The organism is Sphingomonas yabuuchiae, assembly GCF_014199595.1.
Taxonomy (GTDB): domain Bacteria; phylum Pseudomonadota; class Alphaproteobacteria; order Sphingomonadales; family Sphingomonadaceae; genus Sphingomonas; species Sphingomonas yabuuchiae.
This window is the reverse complement of the sequence record NZ_JACHNX010000001.1, coordinates 49,837-68,158: the sequence shown is the minus strand read 5'-3', so window position 1 is coordinate 68,158 and position 18,322 is coordinate 49,837. Positions and strand designations below refer to the sequence as shown.

Below are 18,322 nucleotides of genomic sequence, written 5' to 3'. Positions count from 1 at the left end.
GATAGGCCCGGAACGCCGTGTAGAATAGGCCAGCATCTGCGGCGGGCCAAACACCTCCGCGTCTCCGCGTCTCCGCGCGAACCAATTCTTCCTGTTCCCCGGCGAAGGCCGGGGCCCAGTTGCGGTGAATGATCGAAGACGCAGAGCAGGTGCTTCCCCCGCACCGTTTTGCGCGCCATCTGCAACGAAGAAACTGGACCCCGCCCTTCGCCGGGGCACGGCACGGTGCCAACGGAATCCTGACAGCAAAATGACGCGTCCGTAACAAAAAGCTGGAACCCGCGCCCGTCACGCGCTTTGAAAAGCGCGAACAGGGAGTCCGTCACCGATGCGTTTCGCCACCGCCGCCGCCATGCTCGCGCTCGTCGCCGCCCCCGCCGCGGCCCAGACCACCCGCTCCATCTCCGCATCCGACAAGGCGCAGGGGGCACAGGCCAATCCGCAGCTCGTGGCGCAATATGGCGGCCGCTACACCGGCCCGCAGGCCGCGTTCGTCGAGCGGGTCGGCAAGCGCGTCGCGGTCCAGTCGGGCCTGTCGAACGCGCAAGGGGACTTCACCGTCACCACGCTCAACTCACCGGTCGAGAACGCCTTCGCCATCCCCGGCGGCTATATCTATGTCACCCGCCAGCTGCTCGCGCTGATGAATTCGGAGGCCGAGCTGGCCTCGGTCTTGGGCCACGAGGTCGGCCATGTCGCCGCGCGCCATTCGCAGAGCCGCAACACCCGCTCGACCATCGGTTCGATCCTCGCGGCGGGCGCGGGCCTGCTGACCGGCAGCAATATCGCCAGCCAGGTCGTCGGCACCGGCGCGCAGCTCTACACGCTGAAATATGGCCGCGATCAGGAATATCAGGCCGATGGCCTCGGCATCCGCTACATGACGGCCGCCGGATACGACCCTTACGCCTCGGCCGACATGCTCGCTTCGCTGGCGGCGTCGAGCAACTTGGCCGCGCGGACCTCGGGCAGGAACGCCAATGCCGTCCCCACCTGGGCCTCGACCCATCCCAATAGCGCCGACCGCGTGCGCCGCGCCGCCGCGCTCGCCAAGCAGACCGGCCGCCCCGAAACCACCCCGCCCCAGGACACCGCCTATCTGCGGATGCTCGACGGCATGCCTTATGGCGACGATCCCAAGGAAGGCATTGTCGACGGCCAGACCTTCCGCCATCCCGGCCTCAAGCTGAAATTCACCGCCCCCAATGGCTATGCGATTGCCAATGGCAGCGATGCGGTGACGGTGGTCGGCCAGGGCGGGCAGGCCGAGATGCGTCTCGCCCAAGGCAGCGACCTGGGCCAGGCGATCACCCAGCGCTTCGGGCAGCTCGGCACCGGCACCCCCTCGGGCCAGCTTCAGAACGGCACGGCGAACGGCATTCCCTATGCCTATGTCACCACCCGCGCCGCCGCCAACAATCGCGCGGTCGATGCCACGGTGGTCGCCTACCGCTTCCTCTCGGCCACCTATACCTTCACGCTGGTCACGCCCGCGGGCTCGGGCATCGGGCCGTTCCAGTCGCTGCTCGCCTCGGTCGCGCCGCTGTCCACCGCCGAGGCGAACGGCATTCGCGGCAAGAAGATCAGCATCGTGACGGTTCGTCAGGGCGACACGATCGACAGCCTGGCGGCGCGCATGGCCTTTCCCGATTACAAGCGCGAGCGGTTCGTGACGCTGAACGGCCTCGACCCGGAACAAGCGCTGGTACCGGGTCGCTTGGTCAAGTTGGTCGTGAATGGGTGACGGACGGCTTCGACGCCGCGAGGGTCCGGCCCCATAAGCGGCAACGGTCGTGATTGCCCTCCCGTGTTCGTCCGGCAAGAAGCGCGGTGCAGCAGGTAGCGGCGCTACCTGCAAGACGTGCGACGCAGGCGGCGGGCGCGACAGGGCAACCGCTGTGCGGCGGGCCGATTTTGCCCCAGTGCGGCGTCGCGAGCCAAAATGGCTTGGGGTCACGATCCGCAAGCATCGCTCCACTCCTCGCTTCTTGCCCTGAATCAAAATCGGCTCCGTCACGACCATTGCCGTTTATGGGGCCGGACCTTAAACCGGCGGCGTCATGAAGCGCCCTGCCCTGTCCGTCGTCGTCCCCTGCTATAACGAAGCCGCTTGCCTGGACGTGCTCCACGCGCGCATCTCGGGTGCGGCGCGCGCGGCGGTGGGCGAGGATTATGAGATCGTCCTGATCAACGACGGCTCGAAGGACGACAGCTGGCCGGTGATGCAGCGGCTGGCCGCCGCCGATCCGCATCTGGTGGCGATCAACCTGTCGCGCAATCACGGCCACCAGCTGGCCCTGACCGCAGGGCTCGACCTGTGCGCGGGCGAGCAGATCCTGATCATCGACGCCGATCTTCAGGACCCGCCCGAACTCCTCACCGACATGCGCGCGACCATGGCGGCGCAAGGGGCGGACGTGGTCTATGCCGTCCGCCGCAAGCGGGCCGGGGAAACGCTGTTCAAGAAGGCGACGGCGGCGCTCTTCTACCGGATGCTCGACCGGCTGACCGATACGCCGATCCCGCTCGACACCGGCGATTTCCGCCTGATGAGCCGCCGCGCGCTCGACGCGCTGCAATCGCTGCCCGAACAGGCGCGCTTCATTCGCGGCATGGTCGCCTGGGTCGGCTTTCGCCAGGTCCCCTTCCCCTATGACCGCGCCGAGCGTCATGCGGGCGAGACCCATTATCCGCTGGGCAAGATGATCGCGCTCGCCTTCGACGCGGTGACGGGGTTCTCCACCGCGCCCCTGCGCTGGGCCAGCCATATCGGCCTCGCGCTGACGGCGGCGTCGTTGTTGCTGATCGTCTATATCGCGATCGGCTGGCTGACCGGCTCGGCGGTGCAGGGCTGGACCTCGACCATGCTCGTCACCGTCATCCTGGGCGCGGTGCAGATGTTCGTGCTGGGCATGATCGGCGAATATCTGGGGCGGCTCTATATCGAATCGAAGCGGCGGCCTCTCTATCTCGTTGCCGATGTGGCGGGGCCGGTGCAGGGCCATGCGCGACTGGGCTATAGCGCGCATGAGGGGGCCAAGGACCCGGCCTGACCGCTATCGACCGGGCCAGGTCCAGCGCGGACGCGCGACATCCTCGACCAGCGTCTCGCCCAGTTCCTTGTACAGGCGGATGCCGCGTGCCGCCGGGCTCCGTTCCAACGCGTCGACCAGCGGGGCGGCGTGCGACACGGTGATGACCTGGCACCGCGCCGAAGCCCTGACGATCAGCCGGGCGAGCGGGCCGAGCAGATCGGGATGCAGGCTCGCCTCGGGTTCGTTCAGGATCATCAGTTCCGGGGGACGCGGCGACAAGAGCGCGGCGGCGAGCAGGATATAGCGCAGCGTCCCGTCGGACAGCTCGGCCACCAAGAGCGGGCGCAGCAGGCCATATTGCCGCATCATCACCTCGAACCGCTCGCCGACCTGCAACGTCGCGCCGTCAAAGGCATCGGCGATGGTGTCGGCCAGCGCATCGCCCTCGCCGATCTCGAAGATGGTCTGAATCGCCGCGCCGACATCGCCGCCGTCGCCCGACAAGACCGGGGTGAAGGTCCCCACCTGCGGCCGTCGCGCGGGCGCGTCTCGGTCGGTGCGCAGATCGTCATAGAAGCGCCAGCCGCGCATCCGCTCACGCAAGGCCAGCAGCTCCAGTCCGTCGCCGCCATCGGCCCAGTGGGTGACCATCGAGTCGAACGACGCCATCGCCCGCCCGTCCGCGCGCCAAGTGCCATCCCCGGCCCGGCGCACCCGCGCATGATCGCCGCGTCGCTCCGCGATCAGGTTGGCCCGTCCTATGGCGGGACCCATCCAAAGCGCCTCCACCTTGATCTCGGGGTCATGCATGAACCGCGTCGAGCCCGGGATCGGCAGGCCCAGGTCGATGGCATAGCCATAATCGGCGGATGAAAATCCCAGTTTCAGGCTGACCGGCCCGTCGCGCCGCGTCCCCTGCACCGGCACATTACCGCTCTTCATCCCCCGGCTGAACTTTTCCGGGCCCGCCCATAAGGTGGAGTTCAGCCCGCCCTCCGCCGCCAGCGAGGCGATAACCCGGCCTTGCGCGACGTCGGACAGCAGCCGCAGTGCGCGGTAGAGGCTCGACTTCCCGCTGCCGTTCGCGCCGGTGACGATGGTCAGCGGGGCAAGCGGGACCACCACGTCGCGCAACGAGCGATATCCGGAAATGGCCAGGGTTTCGATCACGGGGTCAGGCTATGATGGGCGCTGGCGGCTGTCGATGGCGCTTGGCGGGGGAGGGCGTGGCCTTCGACTTCGCTCAGGCCGAACGGGGGTTTGTATGAGGCCCCACTCCGAACCTCAGTTCAGCCTGAGCCCTTCGGCTGGCTGGCAAGCCAGCCGCTCAGGATAAACTTCGGCGCAAAGCGCCGAAGTCGAAGGCAAAGGGATTCCTGCCCCCCTGCCCCTCCACCACCGCTTCGCGGCGGTCCCCCTCCCCAAGCACAGCTTGGGGAGGAATAGGTGCGCAAATCCTCCCCAATTCCGATGGGAGGGGAGCCGCCCGGTGCAGCCGGGCGCGGAGGGGCAAGGGCCCACGAAAAAGGGCCCGGAGTTTCCCCCGAGCCCTTGTCCGTCATCCGAAGATAAGGATCAGTCGCGATCGCCGGTCAGGAAGGCCGGAGCGGCGAATTCGGGCGAACCGCCCTGCTCGCCACCTTCGCGACGGGGACGGTCGCCACGGTCGCGACGCGGGCCGCTGCGGCCTTCGCCACCGCGATCACCACCGCGCTCGCCGCCACGGTCACCACCATCGCGGCGCGGACCACGACCGCCTTCACGGGGACCACGATCGCCGCGCGGTTCACGCGGTTCGCGGGCCGGACGGTTGTCCTCCAGCTCGGCGCCGGTTTCCTGGTCGACAACGCGCATCGACAGGCGGACCTTGCCGCGCGGATCGATCTCGAGGACCTTGACCTTGACTTCCTGGCCTTCGGTCAGGACGTCCGAGACCTTCTCGACGCGCTCGTTCTTGATCTCCGAGACGTGGACCAGACCGTCCTTGCCGCCCATGAAGTTCACGAACGCACCGAAATCGACCAGGTTGACGACCTTGCCGTTGTAGATCTTGCCGACCTCGGCCTCTTCGACGATGCCCTTGATCCAGTTCATCGCGGCTTCGATCTGCGAACCGTCCGACGAGCTGATCTTGATCACGCCCTCGTCGTCGATGTCGACCTTGGCGCCGGTGGTGGCGACGATCTCGCGGATCACCTTGCCGCCGGTGCCGATCACGTCGCGGATCTTCGACTTGTCGATCGTCATCGTCTCGATGCGCGGGGCATGGGCCGACAGCTCGGTGCGGGTTTCGCCCAGCGCCTTGTTCATCTCGCCCAAGATGTGCGCACGGCCTTCCTTGGCCTGCGCCAGCGCGACCTTCATGATCTCCTCGGTGATACCGGCGATCTTGATGTCCATCTGGAGCGAGGTGATGCCCTCGGAGGTGCCGGCGACCTTGAAGTCCATGTCGCCCAGGTGATCTTCGTCACCCAGGATGTCCGACAGGACGGCGAAGTCCTTGCCTTCCAGGATCAGGCCCATGGCGATGCCCGAGACCGGACGCTTCAGCGGAACGCCCGCATCCATCAGCGACAGCGAGCCGCCGCAGACGGTGGCCATCGACGACGAGCCGTTCGACTCGGTGATGTCGCTGGTCACGCGGATGGTGTAGGGGAATTCCTCCTTCGACGGCAGCACCGGGTGCAGCGCACGCCAAGCCAGCTTGCCATGGCCGATCTCGCGACGACCCGGCGCGCCGAAGCGGCCCACTTCGCCGACCGAATAGGGCGGGAAGTTATAGTGCAGCATGAAGTGCTGGTAGGACAGGCCGTTCAGGCCGTCGATCATCTGCTCCGCGTCGCGGGTGCCCAGCGTCGTGGTCGCGATGGTCTGGGTCTCGCCGCGCGTGAACAGCGCCGAGCCGTGCGAACGCGGCAGGAAGTGAACTTCCGCCTCGATCGGACGGATCTGGGTGGTCGAGCGACCGTCGATGCGGCGGCCGTCCTTCAGGATCGCGGTGCGGACGATCTCGGCTTCCAGCTTCTTGACCAGCTTGGCGGCGACCAGCTGCTCCTGTGGGCTACGGTCGGCCATGGCGGCCTTCGCCTTGGCGCGGGCCTCGCCCAGCGCGGTCTGGCGCTGCTGCTTGTCGGTCAGCTTGTAGGCCGCCGTGATGTCCTTGCCGACCAGCTTCTTCAGCTCGGCCTTGACCGCCTTCTGGTCGTCGCCGACCTTCAGCTCCCACGGATCCTTCGCGGCCTGCTCGGCCAGGTCGATGATCGCGTCGATGATCTGCTGCGATGCCTTGTGGGCGAACATGACGGCGCCCAGCATCACTTCCTCGGACAGCTCCTTGGCTTCCGACTCGACCATCATCACCGCGTCGTGGGTGGCGGCGACGACCAGGTCCAGGTCACCGGCCAGCGCCTCGGCGTCGGTCGGGTTCAGCTGATACTCGCCATCGACATAACCGACGCGTGCCGCGCCGATCGGGCCCATGAAGGGCACGCCCGAGATGGTGAGCGCGGCCGACGCGGCGACCAGCGCCAGGATGTCCGGCTCGTTCTCGCCGTCATAGGAGAGCACCTGGCAGATGCAGTTGATCTCGTTGTAGAAACCTTCGGGGAACAGCGGGCGGATCGGACGATCGATCAAGCGGCTGATCAGCGTCTCACGCTCGGTCGCGCCGCGCTCGCGCTTGAAGAAACCGCCGGGGATACGGCCCGCCGACGAGAACTTTTCCTGATAGTGAACGGTGAGCGGGAAGAAGTCCTGCCCTTCCTTCACATTCTTCGCGGCCGTCACGGCGCACAGCACCACCGTCTCGCCCAGCGTCGCGATCACCGCGCCGTCGGCCTGACGGGCCACCTTGCCGGTTTCGAGGGTCAGCGTCTTGCCGCCCCACTCGATGGCCACTTTCTTGGTATTGAACATGGAATATCCTTCACTCCGACGGGCCTATCCCGCCGGGGCCTATGGGTTGAGCCAAGATTGGCTCTGGAGGTCGACCGAATTGCCGATCCTCCGATCCTACCCGCGCAGTTCGACGGGTTTCATGACATAAGGGCTTTGGGGATGCGCATGAGCGCCATCCGGTCGGCCGGGTGCTCTATACACCAGTCAATAAAAAAAGGGCACCCCGTGAGGGATGCCCTTTTTCATGGCTTTCGCCCGAGGCTTACTTGCGCAGGCCGAGCTTGGCGATCAGCGCCAGATAGCGGTCGCCATCCTTGTGACGCAGATAGTCGAGCAGCGAGCGGCGCTTGTTGACCAGCATCAGCAGGCCGCGACGCGAATGGTTGTCCTTCGCGTGGGTCTTGAAGTGCTCGGTCAGGTTCTGAATACGCTGGGTCAGGATCGCGACCTGGACTTCGGGCGAACCCGTGTCACCCTCGGCGCGGGCATGATCCTTGATGATTTCCTGGCGGCGTTCAGCGGTGATCGACATCGTGATCCTTTCTTAATCGAGGTTGAAACCACGAACGACCCGGACTTGTGCGTCCAGCGCCTCTACCAGCGCCACCGGGATATCCCCCAGCATCGCGAAATATTGGCCATCGTCCACGGCAATCCCGGCCAGCACACGCCCCTGACGGAGCGCCCCTGCCTGGTCGGGGTCGAGAGCAAGAGCCGGGATGTCGTCCAGCCCCGCCCTCAGCGGCAGGAGTATCTGTTCAAGGGTGCGCGCCTGCCCCATTTCGTTCAATTTGTCCAGCGATATCGCCGGGGCCAGGGTGAACGGCCCCGCCTTGGTCCGGCGGAGCATGGTGACATGGCCGACGGTGCCGAGCGCAAGCGCGATGTCGCGGGCGAGGGAGCGGATATAGGTGCCCTTCGAGACGTGCGCGGTAAGGGTGACTTCTTCTAGTCCTCCCTGAGCTTGCTCGGGGAGGGGGACCGCGCCCGCAGGGCGTGGTGGAGGGGCATCGCCGGTCCGTCCCGCCCCTCCACCATCGCTGCCGCGATGGTCCCCCTCCCCAAGCGAGCTTGGGGAGGACTGGAGGCTGTGAATCGTCACCGCGCGACTCGCCAGCACCACCTCTTCCCCGGCGCGCGCGAGGTCGTACGCCCGCTCGCCATCGATCTTGAGCGCGGAATAGGCGGGCGGGATCTGGTCAATCGGACCGGTGAAGCGCGGCAGCACCGCCTCCAGCGCGGCGCGGGTCGGGCGCACGTCGCTGGTCGCCACCACCTCGCCCTCGGCGTCCAGCGTCGACGTCTGCTCGCCGAAACGGATGGTGAAGTCATATACCTTGTCGCTGTCGAGCATCCGCCCGGCGAGTTTGGTCGCCTCGCCCACCGCGATCGGCAATACGCCGGTCGCCAGCGGATCGAGCGTGCCGCCATGACCGACCTTGATGCCCTTGCCATAGCCGCCCTGGCGCAAGCACCGCTTGACCGCGCTCACCCCTTGCGTCGATCCCAGCCCCAGCGGCTTGTCGAGTATGATCCATCCATGCATCGCCAAGGCGTTAGTCGGGCTTGGCCCCTATCTCAAGGACGGCGCCTCAAGCACCGCCCCGCCCGCCAGCGCCTCGCCGAAATGGCGGCGGCAGAGCGCGATATAGCGGTCATTGCCGCCGATCTCGGTCTGCGCGCCCTCGGCGATCGCCTTGCCCTGCCCGTCGACGCGCAGGTTCATCGTCGCCTTCGCGCCGCAGACGCAGACCGATTTGATCTCACTGAGCGCATCGGCCAGCGCCAGCAGCCGTGCGGAACCGGGAAAAAGCTGCCCCTTGAAGTCGGTGCGCAGGCCATAGCAGAGCACCGGAATGCGATGCCGGTCGGCCAGTCGCGCGAGTTGGTCGACCTGTTCGGGCGTCAGGAACTGTGCCTCATCGACCAGGATACAGGCCAATGGCGTCTGCCCATGCCGGTCGAGCGCGCATGCCTCCAGATCGGTGCCCATGTGAAACGGCGTCGCGGGCTGCGACAGGCCGATGCGCGAGGCGATGGTGCCATAGGCGAAGCGGTCGTCGATCGCGGCGGTGAACAGCATCGTGTTCATTCCACGCTCGCGATAGTTGAAATCGGCCTGCAGCAGCATGGTCGATTTCCCCGCATTCATGCTGGCATAATAGAAATAGAGCTTGGCCATGGCGGCCCCTTATCGGATGGGGGCCGGCTTTTCGAGCATGAGGTGGGCGGGGTGAGAATCGGTAATCTCGCGACGGTCGCGGTCGCGACGCTGGCGAGCATGGCTCCAGCGAGCGGCACCGGCGCGATCGGCTATACCATCGCCCCCGCTTATGCCCGTGTCGAGGCCAAGGTCGGCTTTTTCGGCCTGGGCAGCAAGACCGCGCGTTTTCCCCATAGCGAGGGCCATGTCGCGCTGTCCGACCGCGATGCGAAGGCCGTAACGCTGGACGTTCGGATCGACACCCGGACGCTGGAGGCGGGCGATGCGCTCACCCGCTCGCGGTTGCGGGGCGCGGACTTTTTCGATGTCGAGCATTATCCGTACGTCACCTTCCACGCGACCGGCATGACTCGCACCGGGCCGCATAGCGCGACGGTGGCGGGCATGATCTCGGCACGGGGCGTCACGCGCCCGGCGATGCTTGCGGTCGACTTCTCGCAGCCCTTCGCCGCGATGACGGGGCGCGAGCCGGTGCATATCGCCGCGACGACGCGGATCGACCGGCGGGATTTCGGGATGACGGCTTATCCGCTGATCGTCGGGCGACAGGTGACGATCGCCATCGACGCGGATCTGGTGCCGGGGCACGAGTAACGCCGTCCCACACGCCCGTTCAGCCTGAGCGAAGTCGAAGGCCAAGGGAATCCCCTCGTTTGAGGTTCGCGCAGAGGCGCGGAGGACGCAGAGGGGGTTCGTGAAGTGCCCCCCCTATCGCACCGCCCCGGCGAAGGCCGGGGTCCTGTTTGGGGACCCACGACAGCGCAAGGCATTTGCTTCCCCCGCCTTGGCACAACGCCCCATCGACGCTCAAGATACTGGGCCCCGGCTTTCGCCGGGGTGGAGCGCGCTATTGAATGCGGGGCCTTCTTCTCTGCGTTCTCCGCGCCTCTGCGCGAACCAAAAACCTTCGCGACTTCATGGCTTCGCGTGAACCCTATTTTCGACGGTCGCAGCGTGGCCTTCGACTTCGCTCAGGCTGAATGGAGGGTAGGTATCAGTCCTCGGACGACTCACCCTCGTCCAGATCCTGCGACACCTTGGGCGAGCGCAGCAGCGAATCGATGTGGCTTCCCTCGTCGAAGCTTTCGTCCGCCAGAAACTTCAGCTTGGCGGCGTATTTCATCTTCACCCGGTGCGCGACCTCGCGCTGGAGATAGGCGGTGTTGGTGCGCAGCGCCTTGATCACCACCTCCTCGTCCTTGCCGAGCAGCGGCTTCACGAAGACGGTCGCGTGGCGCAGGTCGGGGGACATGCGGACTTCGGTCACGCTCACCATGTGCTTGGCCAGCGTCTCGTCATGCACATCGCCGCGCGCGAGGATTTCGGACAGGATGTGGCGAACCTGCTCGCCGACACGCAGCAGGCGGACCGAGGGTTCGGCGGGGTTTTTGGACTGGACCATGTCAGTTTCTTCTCAAACGAAAATCGCGGCCGCCATATGGGCGACCGCGATCCATTCCGGCATGAAGCGTGGGCGGCAGGACCTGTCCCGCCGCCCCGCGATCATCAGAGCGAACGCTCGCGGAGTTCGACCTCGAAGGTTTCGAGATAGTCGCCCGCCTTGATGTCGGTGAAGTTCTGCGTGAACGTCACACCACATTCCAGACCGGCGCGAACTTCGGCGACATCGTCCTTGAACCGGCGGAGCGAGTTGATCTCGCCCTGGTAGATGATGACGTCGTTGCGCGTGATGCGCGCCTTGAGCGCCTTGCGGATGACACCCTCGGTGACCAGCAGACCGGCGGCCTTGCCGATCTTGCCCGCCGAGAAGACCTCGCGGATTTCGGCGCGGCCGACGACCGTTTCGAACGCCTCGGGGCCCAGCTCACCGGCCATGCCCGCGCGGATCTCGTCGATCAGGTCATAGATGACGTCGTAATATTTCAACGCCACCTTGTTCCGCTCGGCGATCTCGCGCGCCTTGGCATTCGCACGGACGTTGAAGCCGATGATCGGCGCGCCGGAAGCGGCCGCCAGCGTCACGTCCGACTCGGTGATGCCACCGACGCCCGAGTGCAGGATGCGCGCCTTGATCAGATCCGACTGGATCTTGTTGATCGACGCCACGATCGCCTCGACGGTGCCCTGCGTATCCGCCTTCACGACCAGCGGATATTCCTTGGCCTGGTTCGCCTTCAGCGCCGAGAACATCGACTCCAGGCTGGCCGGGGCCGAGGTCGTGCGCTTCTGGAGCACCACGCTCTGGCGATATTCGGCGACCTCACGGGCCCGCGCCTCGTTCTCGACGACCTGCAACAGGTCGCCCGCCTGGGGCACGCCCGACAGACCGAGGACCTCGACCGGCATCGCAGGACCGGCCTGCTTCACCTGACGGCCCTTGTCGTCGACCAGCGCACGGACCTTGCCGCTTTCCGCACCGACGACGAACACGTCGCCGACCTTCAGCGTGCCGCGCGTGACGAGCACGGTCGCGACCGGACCACGGCCCTTGTCGAGCTTGGCCTCGACCACGCTGCCCTCGGCGGCGCGGTCGGGGTTGGCGGTCAGTTCGAGCAGTTCGGCCTGCAGCTGGATCTTCTCGATCAGCGTATCCAGACCGATCTTCTTGAGGGCCGAAACCTCGACGTCCTGGGTTTCACCGCCCATGTCCTCGACCTGCACGTCATGCTCGAGCAGACGCTCGCGGACGCGCTGGGCATTGGCGTCGTGCTTGTCGATCTTGTTGATCGCCACGATCATCGGCTTGCCCGCCGCCTTGGTGTGGTTGATCGCCTCGATCGTCTGCGGCATCAGCCCGTCATCGGCCGCCACCACCAGCACCACGATATCCGTGACGTCGGCGCCGCGGGCACGCATCTGGGTGAAGGCCTCGTGACCCGGCGTGTCGAGGAAGGTGACCTTCGACTTGTCCTTCAGCGTGACCTGATAGGCGCCGATATGCTGGGTGATGCCACCGGCCTCACCGCGCACCACGTCGGTGCCGCGCAGCGCGTCGAGCAGCGAGGTCTTGCCATGGTCGACATGGCCCATGATCGTCACGACCGGCGGACGCGGCTGAAGGCTCTCGGCCGCATCCTCGGTGGTGTCGAGCGCCAGATCGATGTCGCTGTCGGAGACGCGGACGATGTTGTGGCCGAATTCGGTCACCAGCAGCTCGGCCGTATCCTGGTCGATGGTCTGCGTCATCGTGACGGGCATGCCCATCTTGAACAGCGCCTTGACCAGATCCGCGCCCTTTTCGGCCATACGGTTGGCCAGTTCCTGGACGGTGATCGCCTCGGGCACCTGCACGTCGCGGACCTGCTTGACCTGCGGCTCGCGCGGGCCGCCGAAGCCACGCTTTTCCTTCTCGCGGGCACGCTTCAGCGCGGCGAGCGAACGGGCACGCGCCCCGTCCTCGTTCAGGGCACGCGTCACGGTCAGCTTGCCGCCGCGACGCTCGTCACCCTTGCGGTCGCGCTGCTGCGGACGGCCCGGAGGCGCGTTGCGCGGCGTCGCTTGGCCCGAGGGCATCGAACGCGGGGCGCCGCCCGACGGAGCGGAGGCGGTGGTGTTGCTCGGCGCGCTGGCGGCAGGCGCCGCCGCTGCGGCGGGCGCAGGTACGGGCTTGGGCGCAGGCTTCGGGATTTCCGGACGCTGCACCGGCGAGAAGCGGCGCGGCGCGGGCATCGAGGGATCGCGACCCAGGATCGGCGGCGTCGGCACCACCGGCGCAGGCGCCGGGGTCGGAGCGGGCGCGGGCGCAGGCTTCGCCGCAACCGGAGCGGGCGCGGGCGTCGGCGCAGGAGCCGGGGTCGGGGCGGGTGCCTCGACCTTGGGGGCTTCCACCTTGGGTTCGGGCGCCGGGATCACCGGACGCTCGACCGGACGGAACATGCGCGGCTGGACCGAGATGGTCGGTGCGGCAGGCGCCTCGGCCTGCACGGGGGCCTGCACGGGCGCTTCGGCGACCGGCGCAGGGGCCGGCTCAGCCGCAGGCTGAGGCTCGGGCGCCGCTTCGGCGGCCGGTTCCGGCGCGGGCGGCGGGGCAGCGGCAGCCTCGGCGGCGGCACGCGCACGTTCCTCGGCGCGGACACGCTCGTCCTCGGCACGCTGCTGACGCTCGGCGTCCTCGCGGCGACGAATCTCTTCCTGCATGGCGAGGCGCTGTTCCTCGGCCTCACGCAGCAGACGGGCCTGACGCTCCTGCGCCGTCTCGTTCGACGGAACGGGGCGCGGCGGGGCGACCGGCGCCGCCGCCACGGGGGCGGCCGGAGCCGGGGCCGGAGTCGGCGCAGGGGTCGCCGCCTCGGGCGCTCCACCCTGCGGGCCCAGGACGCGACGGCGCTTCGTCTCGACGATCACGGTGTTGGACCGGCCGTGGCTGAAGCTCTGCTTCACCTTGCCGGTCTCGACCGTGCGCTTCAGCCCCAGGGGCTGGCGCATTCCGAGTTTCGGCTTGTCGTTGTCGGTCTCGCTCACTCAAAATCCTCGTGTACGGTCACGGCCGTTCGGTCACCGGTAATGTCGGACGCCGATGCGCCTTGCGAGGCCGTTTCGCAAGGCGTTGCCACAGGGTCGGGTCCGATAAAATGCAGCCAGCGGTCGAGCGCTTCGCTCACCCGCTTTGCCGCGTTACGATCTGTCAGGCCGATGTGTACCACATTTTCGCGGCCCAACGCCATTGACAATATGGGGCGTGTGGCGGGCAGTGCCAACCCCTTGAGATCAGAACCTTCGCGATCCGACCCCACGCGCCACGCCTGCGCCAGCTTGCGACAGCCATCGTCGCCCGCATCGGACGCATGATAGAGCGCGTGCAGCTGGCCCGAACGGGCCGCCGTCGCGATCTTGTCCGATCCGGTCAGCAGCATGCCCGAACGCGACTCAAGTCCCAGCCGGTCGAGCGCGTTCCGCTCCAAAGCGGATGCGATCAGATCGGGCAGGTCGTCGGGAATACTGAACTCGCCCGTCTTGAACGCGCGCGCCAGTGCTCCCTTCAACTTGCCCTTGGCGATGGCCGTTTCCAGTTCGCCGCGAGTCACGCCGATCCAGCCGCCCCGGCCCGGCGCCTTGGCGCGGACATCGGGCAGCACCCGCCCATCGGGCGCGAGCGCCAGACGGATCAGGTGCGGGCGCGCATCATGCTCGCCCGACAGGATGCAACGGCGGACCGGCCCGTCGATCGAGTCGCGGGCCGCCTTCGCGGACTCCCTGGGACTCCGGCCCTTCCTGGCCGAAGCGTTGTTTACGCCACCGCGCTCATTGTCCCGGTTCCGCATGCGCGTCTCCCCGGGCGTTGGAGGCAGGGGCATCACGGTCGGCGATCAGCTGACCGCCGGCCCCGTAATTTTCGGTCGAAACCTCCTCGATCACGATCTGGACGGCGGCCGGGTTCTTGCCCAGCCGCTCCACCAGCGAACGAGTCACGTCGGCGACGATCTCGGCCTTTTGCTGCTTGGAGGCGGTGCCCGCCAGACGGATCGAGACGAACGGCATCAGGCTTCGTCGCCCTCCGCCTGCTCTTCACCGGCGTCTGCGGCAGGCTCTTCCTCATCGGTGAACCAGTGCGCACGCGCGGCCATGATGATCTCGTTGCCCTGCTCATCGCTCAGGCCATATTCGGCCAGGATGCCGCCCTTGGGGGCGGGACGCGGGGTGTCATCACCACGACGACGCGGCTCGGCGCGCTTCTTCTCGACCAGCTCGTCGGTCGCCAGATCGGCGAGATCGTCAAGCGTCTTGATGCCCGCCTTGCCCAGCGTGACCAGCATAGCCTCGGTCAGATACGGCATCTCGGCCAGCGCGTCGTCGACGCCCAGGCCACGGCGTTCATCACGCGCAGCCTGTTCGCGGCGATCCAGCGCTTCCTGCGCGCGGCTCTGCAGCTCCTGCGCCAAGTCCTCGTCGAAGCCCTCGATCGCGGCCAGCTCGTCGAGCTCGACATAGGCGACCTCTTCCAGCGCGCCGAAGCCTTCGGCGACCAGCAGCTGGGCCAGCGTCTCGTCCACGTCCAGTTCGTTCTGGAACAGCTCGGAATTCGCGACGAATTCCTTCTGACGCTTCTCGGAGGCATCGGCCTCGGTCAGGATGTCGATTGCCTTGGCGGTCAGCTGGCTGGCCAGACGGACATTCTGGCCGCGACGGCCGATGGCGAGGGACAGCTGATCGTCGGGGACGACGACCTCGATACGGTCCTCTTCCTCGTCGATCACGACGCGGCTGACGTTCGCGGGCTGAAGCGCGTTCACCACGAAGGTCGCGGTATCGGGCGACCAGGGGATGATGTCGATCTTTTCGCCCTGCATTTCCTGCACGACCGCCTGGACGCGGCTGCCCTTCATGCCGACGCAGGCGCCGACCGGGTCGATCGACGAGTCGTGGCTGATCACGCCGATCTTGGCGCGGCTGCCCGGATCGCGCGCGGCGGCCTTGATCTCGATGATGCCGTCATAGATTTCAGGCACTTCCTGCGCGAACAGCTTCTTCATGAAGTCCGGGTGCGCGCGGGACAGGAAGATCTGCGGGCCACGGTTCTCGCGGCGCACGTTCAGGATCAGCGAGCGGATGCGGTCGTTCACGCGAACGACTTCGCGCGGGATCTGCTGGTCGCGACGGATCACGCCCTCGGCGCGGCCCAGATCGACGACGATGTGACCGAACTCGACGCGCTTGACGACGCCGGTGATGATCTCGCCCTGGCGATCCTTGAACTCGTCATACTGACGGTCGCGCTCGGCGTCGCGGACCTTCTGGAAGATGACCTGCTTGGCGGCCTGCGCCGCGATGCGGCCGAATTCGATCGGGGGCAGCGGGTCGACGATGAAGTCGCCGATCGCAGCACCCTTTTGCAGCTTTTCGGCACCCTTCAGGTCGATCTGCTTGTAATAGTCGTCGACCTGCTCGACCACCTCGACGACGCGCCACAGACGCAGGTCGCCCGAGTTGGGATCGAGCTTCGCACGGATGTCGTTCTCGGCACCGTAGCGGGCACGGGCGGCGCGCTGGATCGCGTCCTCCATCGCCTCGATCACGATACCCTTGTCGATCATCTTTTCCGAGGCGACCGCATTCGCGATCGCGATCAGTTCCGCCTTGTTGGCGGAAATGGCGGTAGCCATCAGTGCCGTCCTTCCGTGGTGGCGCCGTCCTGTTCGGGCGCATCCTGATAATAAACCTCTTCCGCGCCATCGAGGGACAGCGGCACCGTCGCGGCGATCAGCCGATCGGTCATGACGAGCTTGGCGTCCTCGATCGCAGTGAAGGGCAGTTCGTGGCGAACCTCTTCCCCGTCGACGATGACGACAGTCTCGCCCTCGACCCCGGCCAGATCGCCCTTGAACTGCTTGCGACCGTTCAGCTTCTCGGCGAGCGTGATCCGCGCCTCATGCCCCGCCCAGTCGGCGAAGTCCTTCAGCCGGGTCAGCGGGCGGTCGATACCGGGCGAGGACACCTCCAGCCGATAGGCATGGTCGATCGGGTCGCGGCCCTCGGCCTCCAGCGCGTCCATCACGTCCGAAATGCGGCGCGACAGGTCGGCGCAATCGTCGATGTTCAGCTGGCGCGTATCGGGACGCTCGGCCATCACCTGCAGCGTGGGGTCCGACGTGCCGCCATACATCTTCACGCGCACGAGCTCGAAACCGAGCGCCTTGGCCTCGGGTTCGATGAGTTGCGTCAGAAGGGCGATGTCCGCCATGAAAGCTCCAGATGTGCCGGATCGGTGCCGCGGAACCCGTCCCGCAGCCTCTTTCACCCGACGATGTAAGAGAATGCGGCAGTCTATACGCGCAACGCTCTTGCGAAACAAGCATCGATATCGAAACGTTAGCCGGTGCAATCAGGGCCGCGCTCGGCCCGAGACGGGAGAGACGATGATGAAACTGCCGCTGTTCGCTGCCTTGCCGGTGGCGCTGATCGCCTGCTCGGGCAATGGCCCCGGTCCCAGCGAAACGGGCAACACGTCCCCGATCACGGTGACGCCCGGCGGCACGCCCTCCCCCTCCCCGTCCGCCACGGCCAGTCCGCCCGCGACGGTGGTGAACGGACAGCCCTTCGGCCGGACGGTCATCGCCGATTTCGACGCGCCCTGGGCGATGACCTTCCTGCCCGACCGGCGGATGCTGGTGACCGAGAAGGACGGCCGGATGCTGCTCGTCGGCGCGGATGGCCAGGCGCGCCAGACGGTCGCGCGGATCGCGGTCGATTCGGCGGGCCAGGGCGGCCTGATGGACGTGGTCCTCGCCCCCGACTTCGCGCAGAGCGGCCGTGTCTATTTCAGCTATTCGGCCGCAGCGGACGGCGGCAAGCGAGTCGTCCTGGCGCGGGGGCGCTTGGCGGAAGCGAACGGCGCCGCGCAGCTGACGGCTGTCGAGACCCTATGGGCCGCCACCCCCGCCGTCACCGGCGACGGTCATTATTCGGGTCGCATCGCCTTCTCGCCCGACGGCCAGTATCTGTTCTTCACCGCGGGCGACCGCCAGAAGTTCACGCCCGCGCAGGACCCCAAGGCCACGCTCGGCAAGGTGCTGCGCCTGACCCCGGACGGCCAGCCCGCGCCGGGCAATCCGCTGGCGGCGCAAGGTTTCGACCCGGCCGTCTGGTCCTATGGCCATCGCAACTTGTTGGGCATCGCCTTCGATGGTGCGGGCAATCTGTGGCAGCAGGAAATGGGGCCCAAGGGCGGCGACGAGCTGAACCTGATCCTGCCGGGCCGCAACTATGGCTGGCCCAACGCCTCCAACGGGTCGCATTATGACGGGCGCGACATTCCCGATCACCGCGCGGGCGACGGGTATGAAGCCCCCAAGGTCTGGTGGAACCCGGTGATCTCGCCGGGCGGGCTGATGATCTATTCGGGCTCGCTCTTCCCGCAATGGCGCGGCGACGCCTTTATCGGCGGATTGTCGAGCAAGGCGCTGATCCGCGTCGACCTGAGCGGCACCAGTGCCACCAAGGGTGACCAGTGGGACATGGGCGCCCGCATCCGCGAGGTCGAGCAGGGGCCGGACGGCGCCATCTATGTGCTGGAGGATGGCGGCGATTCGCAAGGCAGGCTCATCAAGCTGACCCCAGCCTGACACCCCCTCACCGCCCCGACATAAGCCCTGGAAAATAGGACCAATGTGCCGGGGCGGTATGGTCAGGTCCGATGATAGGTCTTGACCTGACACGGCCTGCGCGCCGATCCTATGGCAAAGACGGGCGATCGGAGTTCGCTCCACCA

General features: G+C 66.9%; 15 protein-coding genes. 4 read left to right on the top strand and 11 right to left on the bottom strand.

What is annotated here, in order from left to right:
• The first annotated feature begins 328 nt into the window (after positions 1–328).
• Together GGQ89_RS00265 and GGQ89_RS00260 are read left to right on the top strand one after the other, a co-directional pair.
• Positions 329–1,744, top strand: a complete 1,416-nt coding sequence (locus tag GGQ89_RS00265; protein ID WP_184103184.1) for a M48 family metalloprotease — start codon at positions 329–331, stop codon at positions 1,742–1,744.
• A 316-nt stretch (positions 1,745–2,060) separates the two neighbouring features.
• Entirely contained in the window at positions 2,061–3,053 is a 993-nt protein-coding gene (locus tag GGQ89_RS00260) for a glycosyltransferase family 2 protein (protein ID WP_056432339.1), read from the top strand.
• Positions 3,054–3,056: 3 nt separating this feature from the next.
• Here the strand turns inward: GGQ89_RS00260 and GGQ89_RS00255 are convergent, their stop codons facing one another.
• The 5 genes from GGQ89_RS00255 to GGQ89_RS00235 all read right to left on the bottom strand — a co-directional run bounded on the left by GGQ89_RS00255 (position 3,057) and on the right by GGQ89_RS00235 (position 9,114).
• Positions 3,057–4,205, bottom strand: a complete 1,149-nt coding sequence (locus GGQ89_RS00255) for an AAA family ATPase (protein WP_184103183.1) — start codon at positions 4,203–4,205, stop codon at positions 3,057–3,059.
• Positions 4,206–4,610: 405 nt separating this feature from the next.
• Positions 4,611–6,950 (bottom strand): polyribonucleotide nucleotidyltransferase, encoded by a 2,340-nt coding sequence (gene pnp, locus GGQ89_RS00250; protein ID WP_076714573.1) that lies wholly within the window; start codon positions 6,948–6,950, stop codon positions 4,611–4,613.
• A 244-nt stretch (positions 6,951–7,194) separates the two neighbouring features.
• On the bottom strand, positions 7,195–7,464 hold the full coding sequence (gene rpsO / locus GGQ89_RS00245) for a 30S ribosomal protein S15 (RefSeq protein WP_007406197.1): 270 nt from the start codon (positions 7,462–7,464) through the stop codon (positions 7,195–7,197).
• Between the two features lie 12 nt (positions 7,465–7,476).
• The gene (truB, locus tag GGQ89_RS00240) at positions 7,477–8,478 is read right to left on the bottom strand and encodes a tRNA pseudouridine(55) synthase TruB (RefSeq protein WP_184103181.1); all 1,002 of its coding nucleotides are present in this window, start codon (positions 8,476–8,478) and stop codon (positions 7,477–7,479) included.
• 27 nt (positions 8,479–8,505) lie between these two features.
• Positions 8,506–9,114, bottom strand: a complete 609-nt coding sequence (locus GGQ89_RS00235; RefSeq protein WP_184103179.1) for a thymidine kinase — start codon at positions 9,112–9,114, stop codon at positions 8,506–8,508.
• 42 nt (positions 9,115–9,156) lie between these two features.
• Here GGQ89_RS00235 and GGQ89_RS00230 point away from each other — a divergent pair, with 42 nt between their 5' ends.
• Positions 9,157–9,750, top strand: a complete 594-nt coding sequence (locus GGQ89_RS00230) for a YceI family protein (RefSeq protein ID WP_184103177.1) — start codon at positions 9,157–9,159, stop codon at positions 9,748–9,750.
• A gap of 400 nt (positions 9,751–10,150) precedes the next feature.
• Here the strand turns inward: GGQ89_RS00230 and rbfA are convergent, their stop codons facing one another.
• The 6 genes from rbfA to rimP all read right to left on the bottom strand — a co-directional run bounded on the left by rbfA (position 10,151) and on the right by rimP (position 16,795).
• On the bottom strand, positions 10,151–10,558 hold the full coding sequence (gene rbfA, locus GGQ89_RS00225) for a 30S ribosome-binding factor RbfA (RefSeq protein WP_184103175.1): 408 nt from the start codon (positions 10,556–10,558) through the stop codon (positions 10,151–10,153).
• Between the two features lie 104 nt (positions 10,559–10,662).
• A complete protein-coding gene (gene infB / locus GGQ89_RS00220) occupies positions 10,663–13,578 on the bottom strand; it encodes a translation initiation factor IF-2 (RefSeq protein WP_184103173.1) in 2,916 nt (971 codons plus the stop codon).
• Entirely contained in the window at positions 13,575–14,378 is an 804-nt protein-coding gene (locus GGQ89_RS00215) for a DUF448 domain-containing protein (RefSeq protein WP_240456554.1), read from the bottom strand. Before GGQ89_RS00215 ends, infB begins: the two co-directional genes overlap by 4 nt.
• Entirely contained in the window at positions 14,359–14,595 is a 237-nt protein-coding gene (locus tag GGQ89_RS00210; RefSeq protein ID WP_056432362.1) for a tautomerase family protein, read from the bottom strand. Before GGQ89_RS00210 ends, GGQ89_RS00215 begins: the two co-directional genes overlap by 20 nt.
• Positions 14,595–16,217, bottom strand: a complete 1,623-nt coding sequence (gene nusA / locus GGQ89_RS00205) for a transcription termination factor NusA (protein ID WP_056432365.1) — start codon at positions 16,215–16,217, stop codon at positions 14,595–14,597. Before nusA ends, GGQ89_RS00210 begins: the two co-directional genes overlap by 1 nt.
• The gene (gene rimP / locus GGQ89_RS00200) at positions 16,217–16,795 is read right to left on the bottom strand and encodes a ribosome maturation protein RimP (RefSeq protein ID WP_056432368.1); all 579 of its coding nucleotides are present in this window, start codon (positions 16,793–16,795) and stop codon (positions 16,217–16,219) included. Before rimP ends, nusA begins: the two co-directional genes overlap by 1 nt.
• A 178-nt stretch (positions 16,796–16,973) precedes the next feature.
• Here rimP and GGQ89_RS00195 point away from each other — a divergent pair, with 178 nt between their 5' ends.
• A complete protein-coding gene (locus GGQ89_RS00195) occupies positions 16,974–18,176 on the top strand; it encodes a PQQ-dependent sugar dehydrogenase (RefSeq protein ID WP_184103980.1) in 1,203 nt (400 codons plus the stop codon).
• Positions 18,177–18,322: the final 146 nt, after the last annotated feature.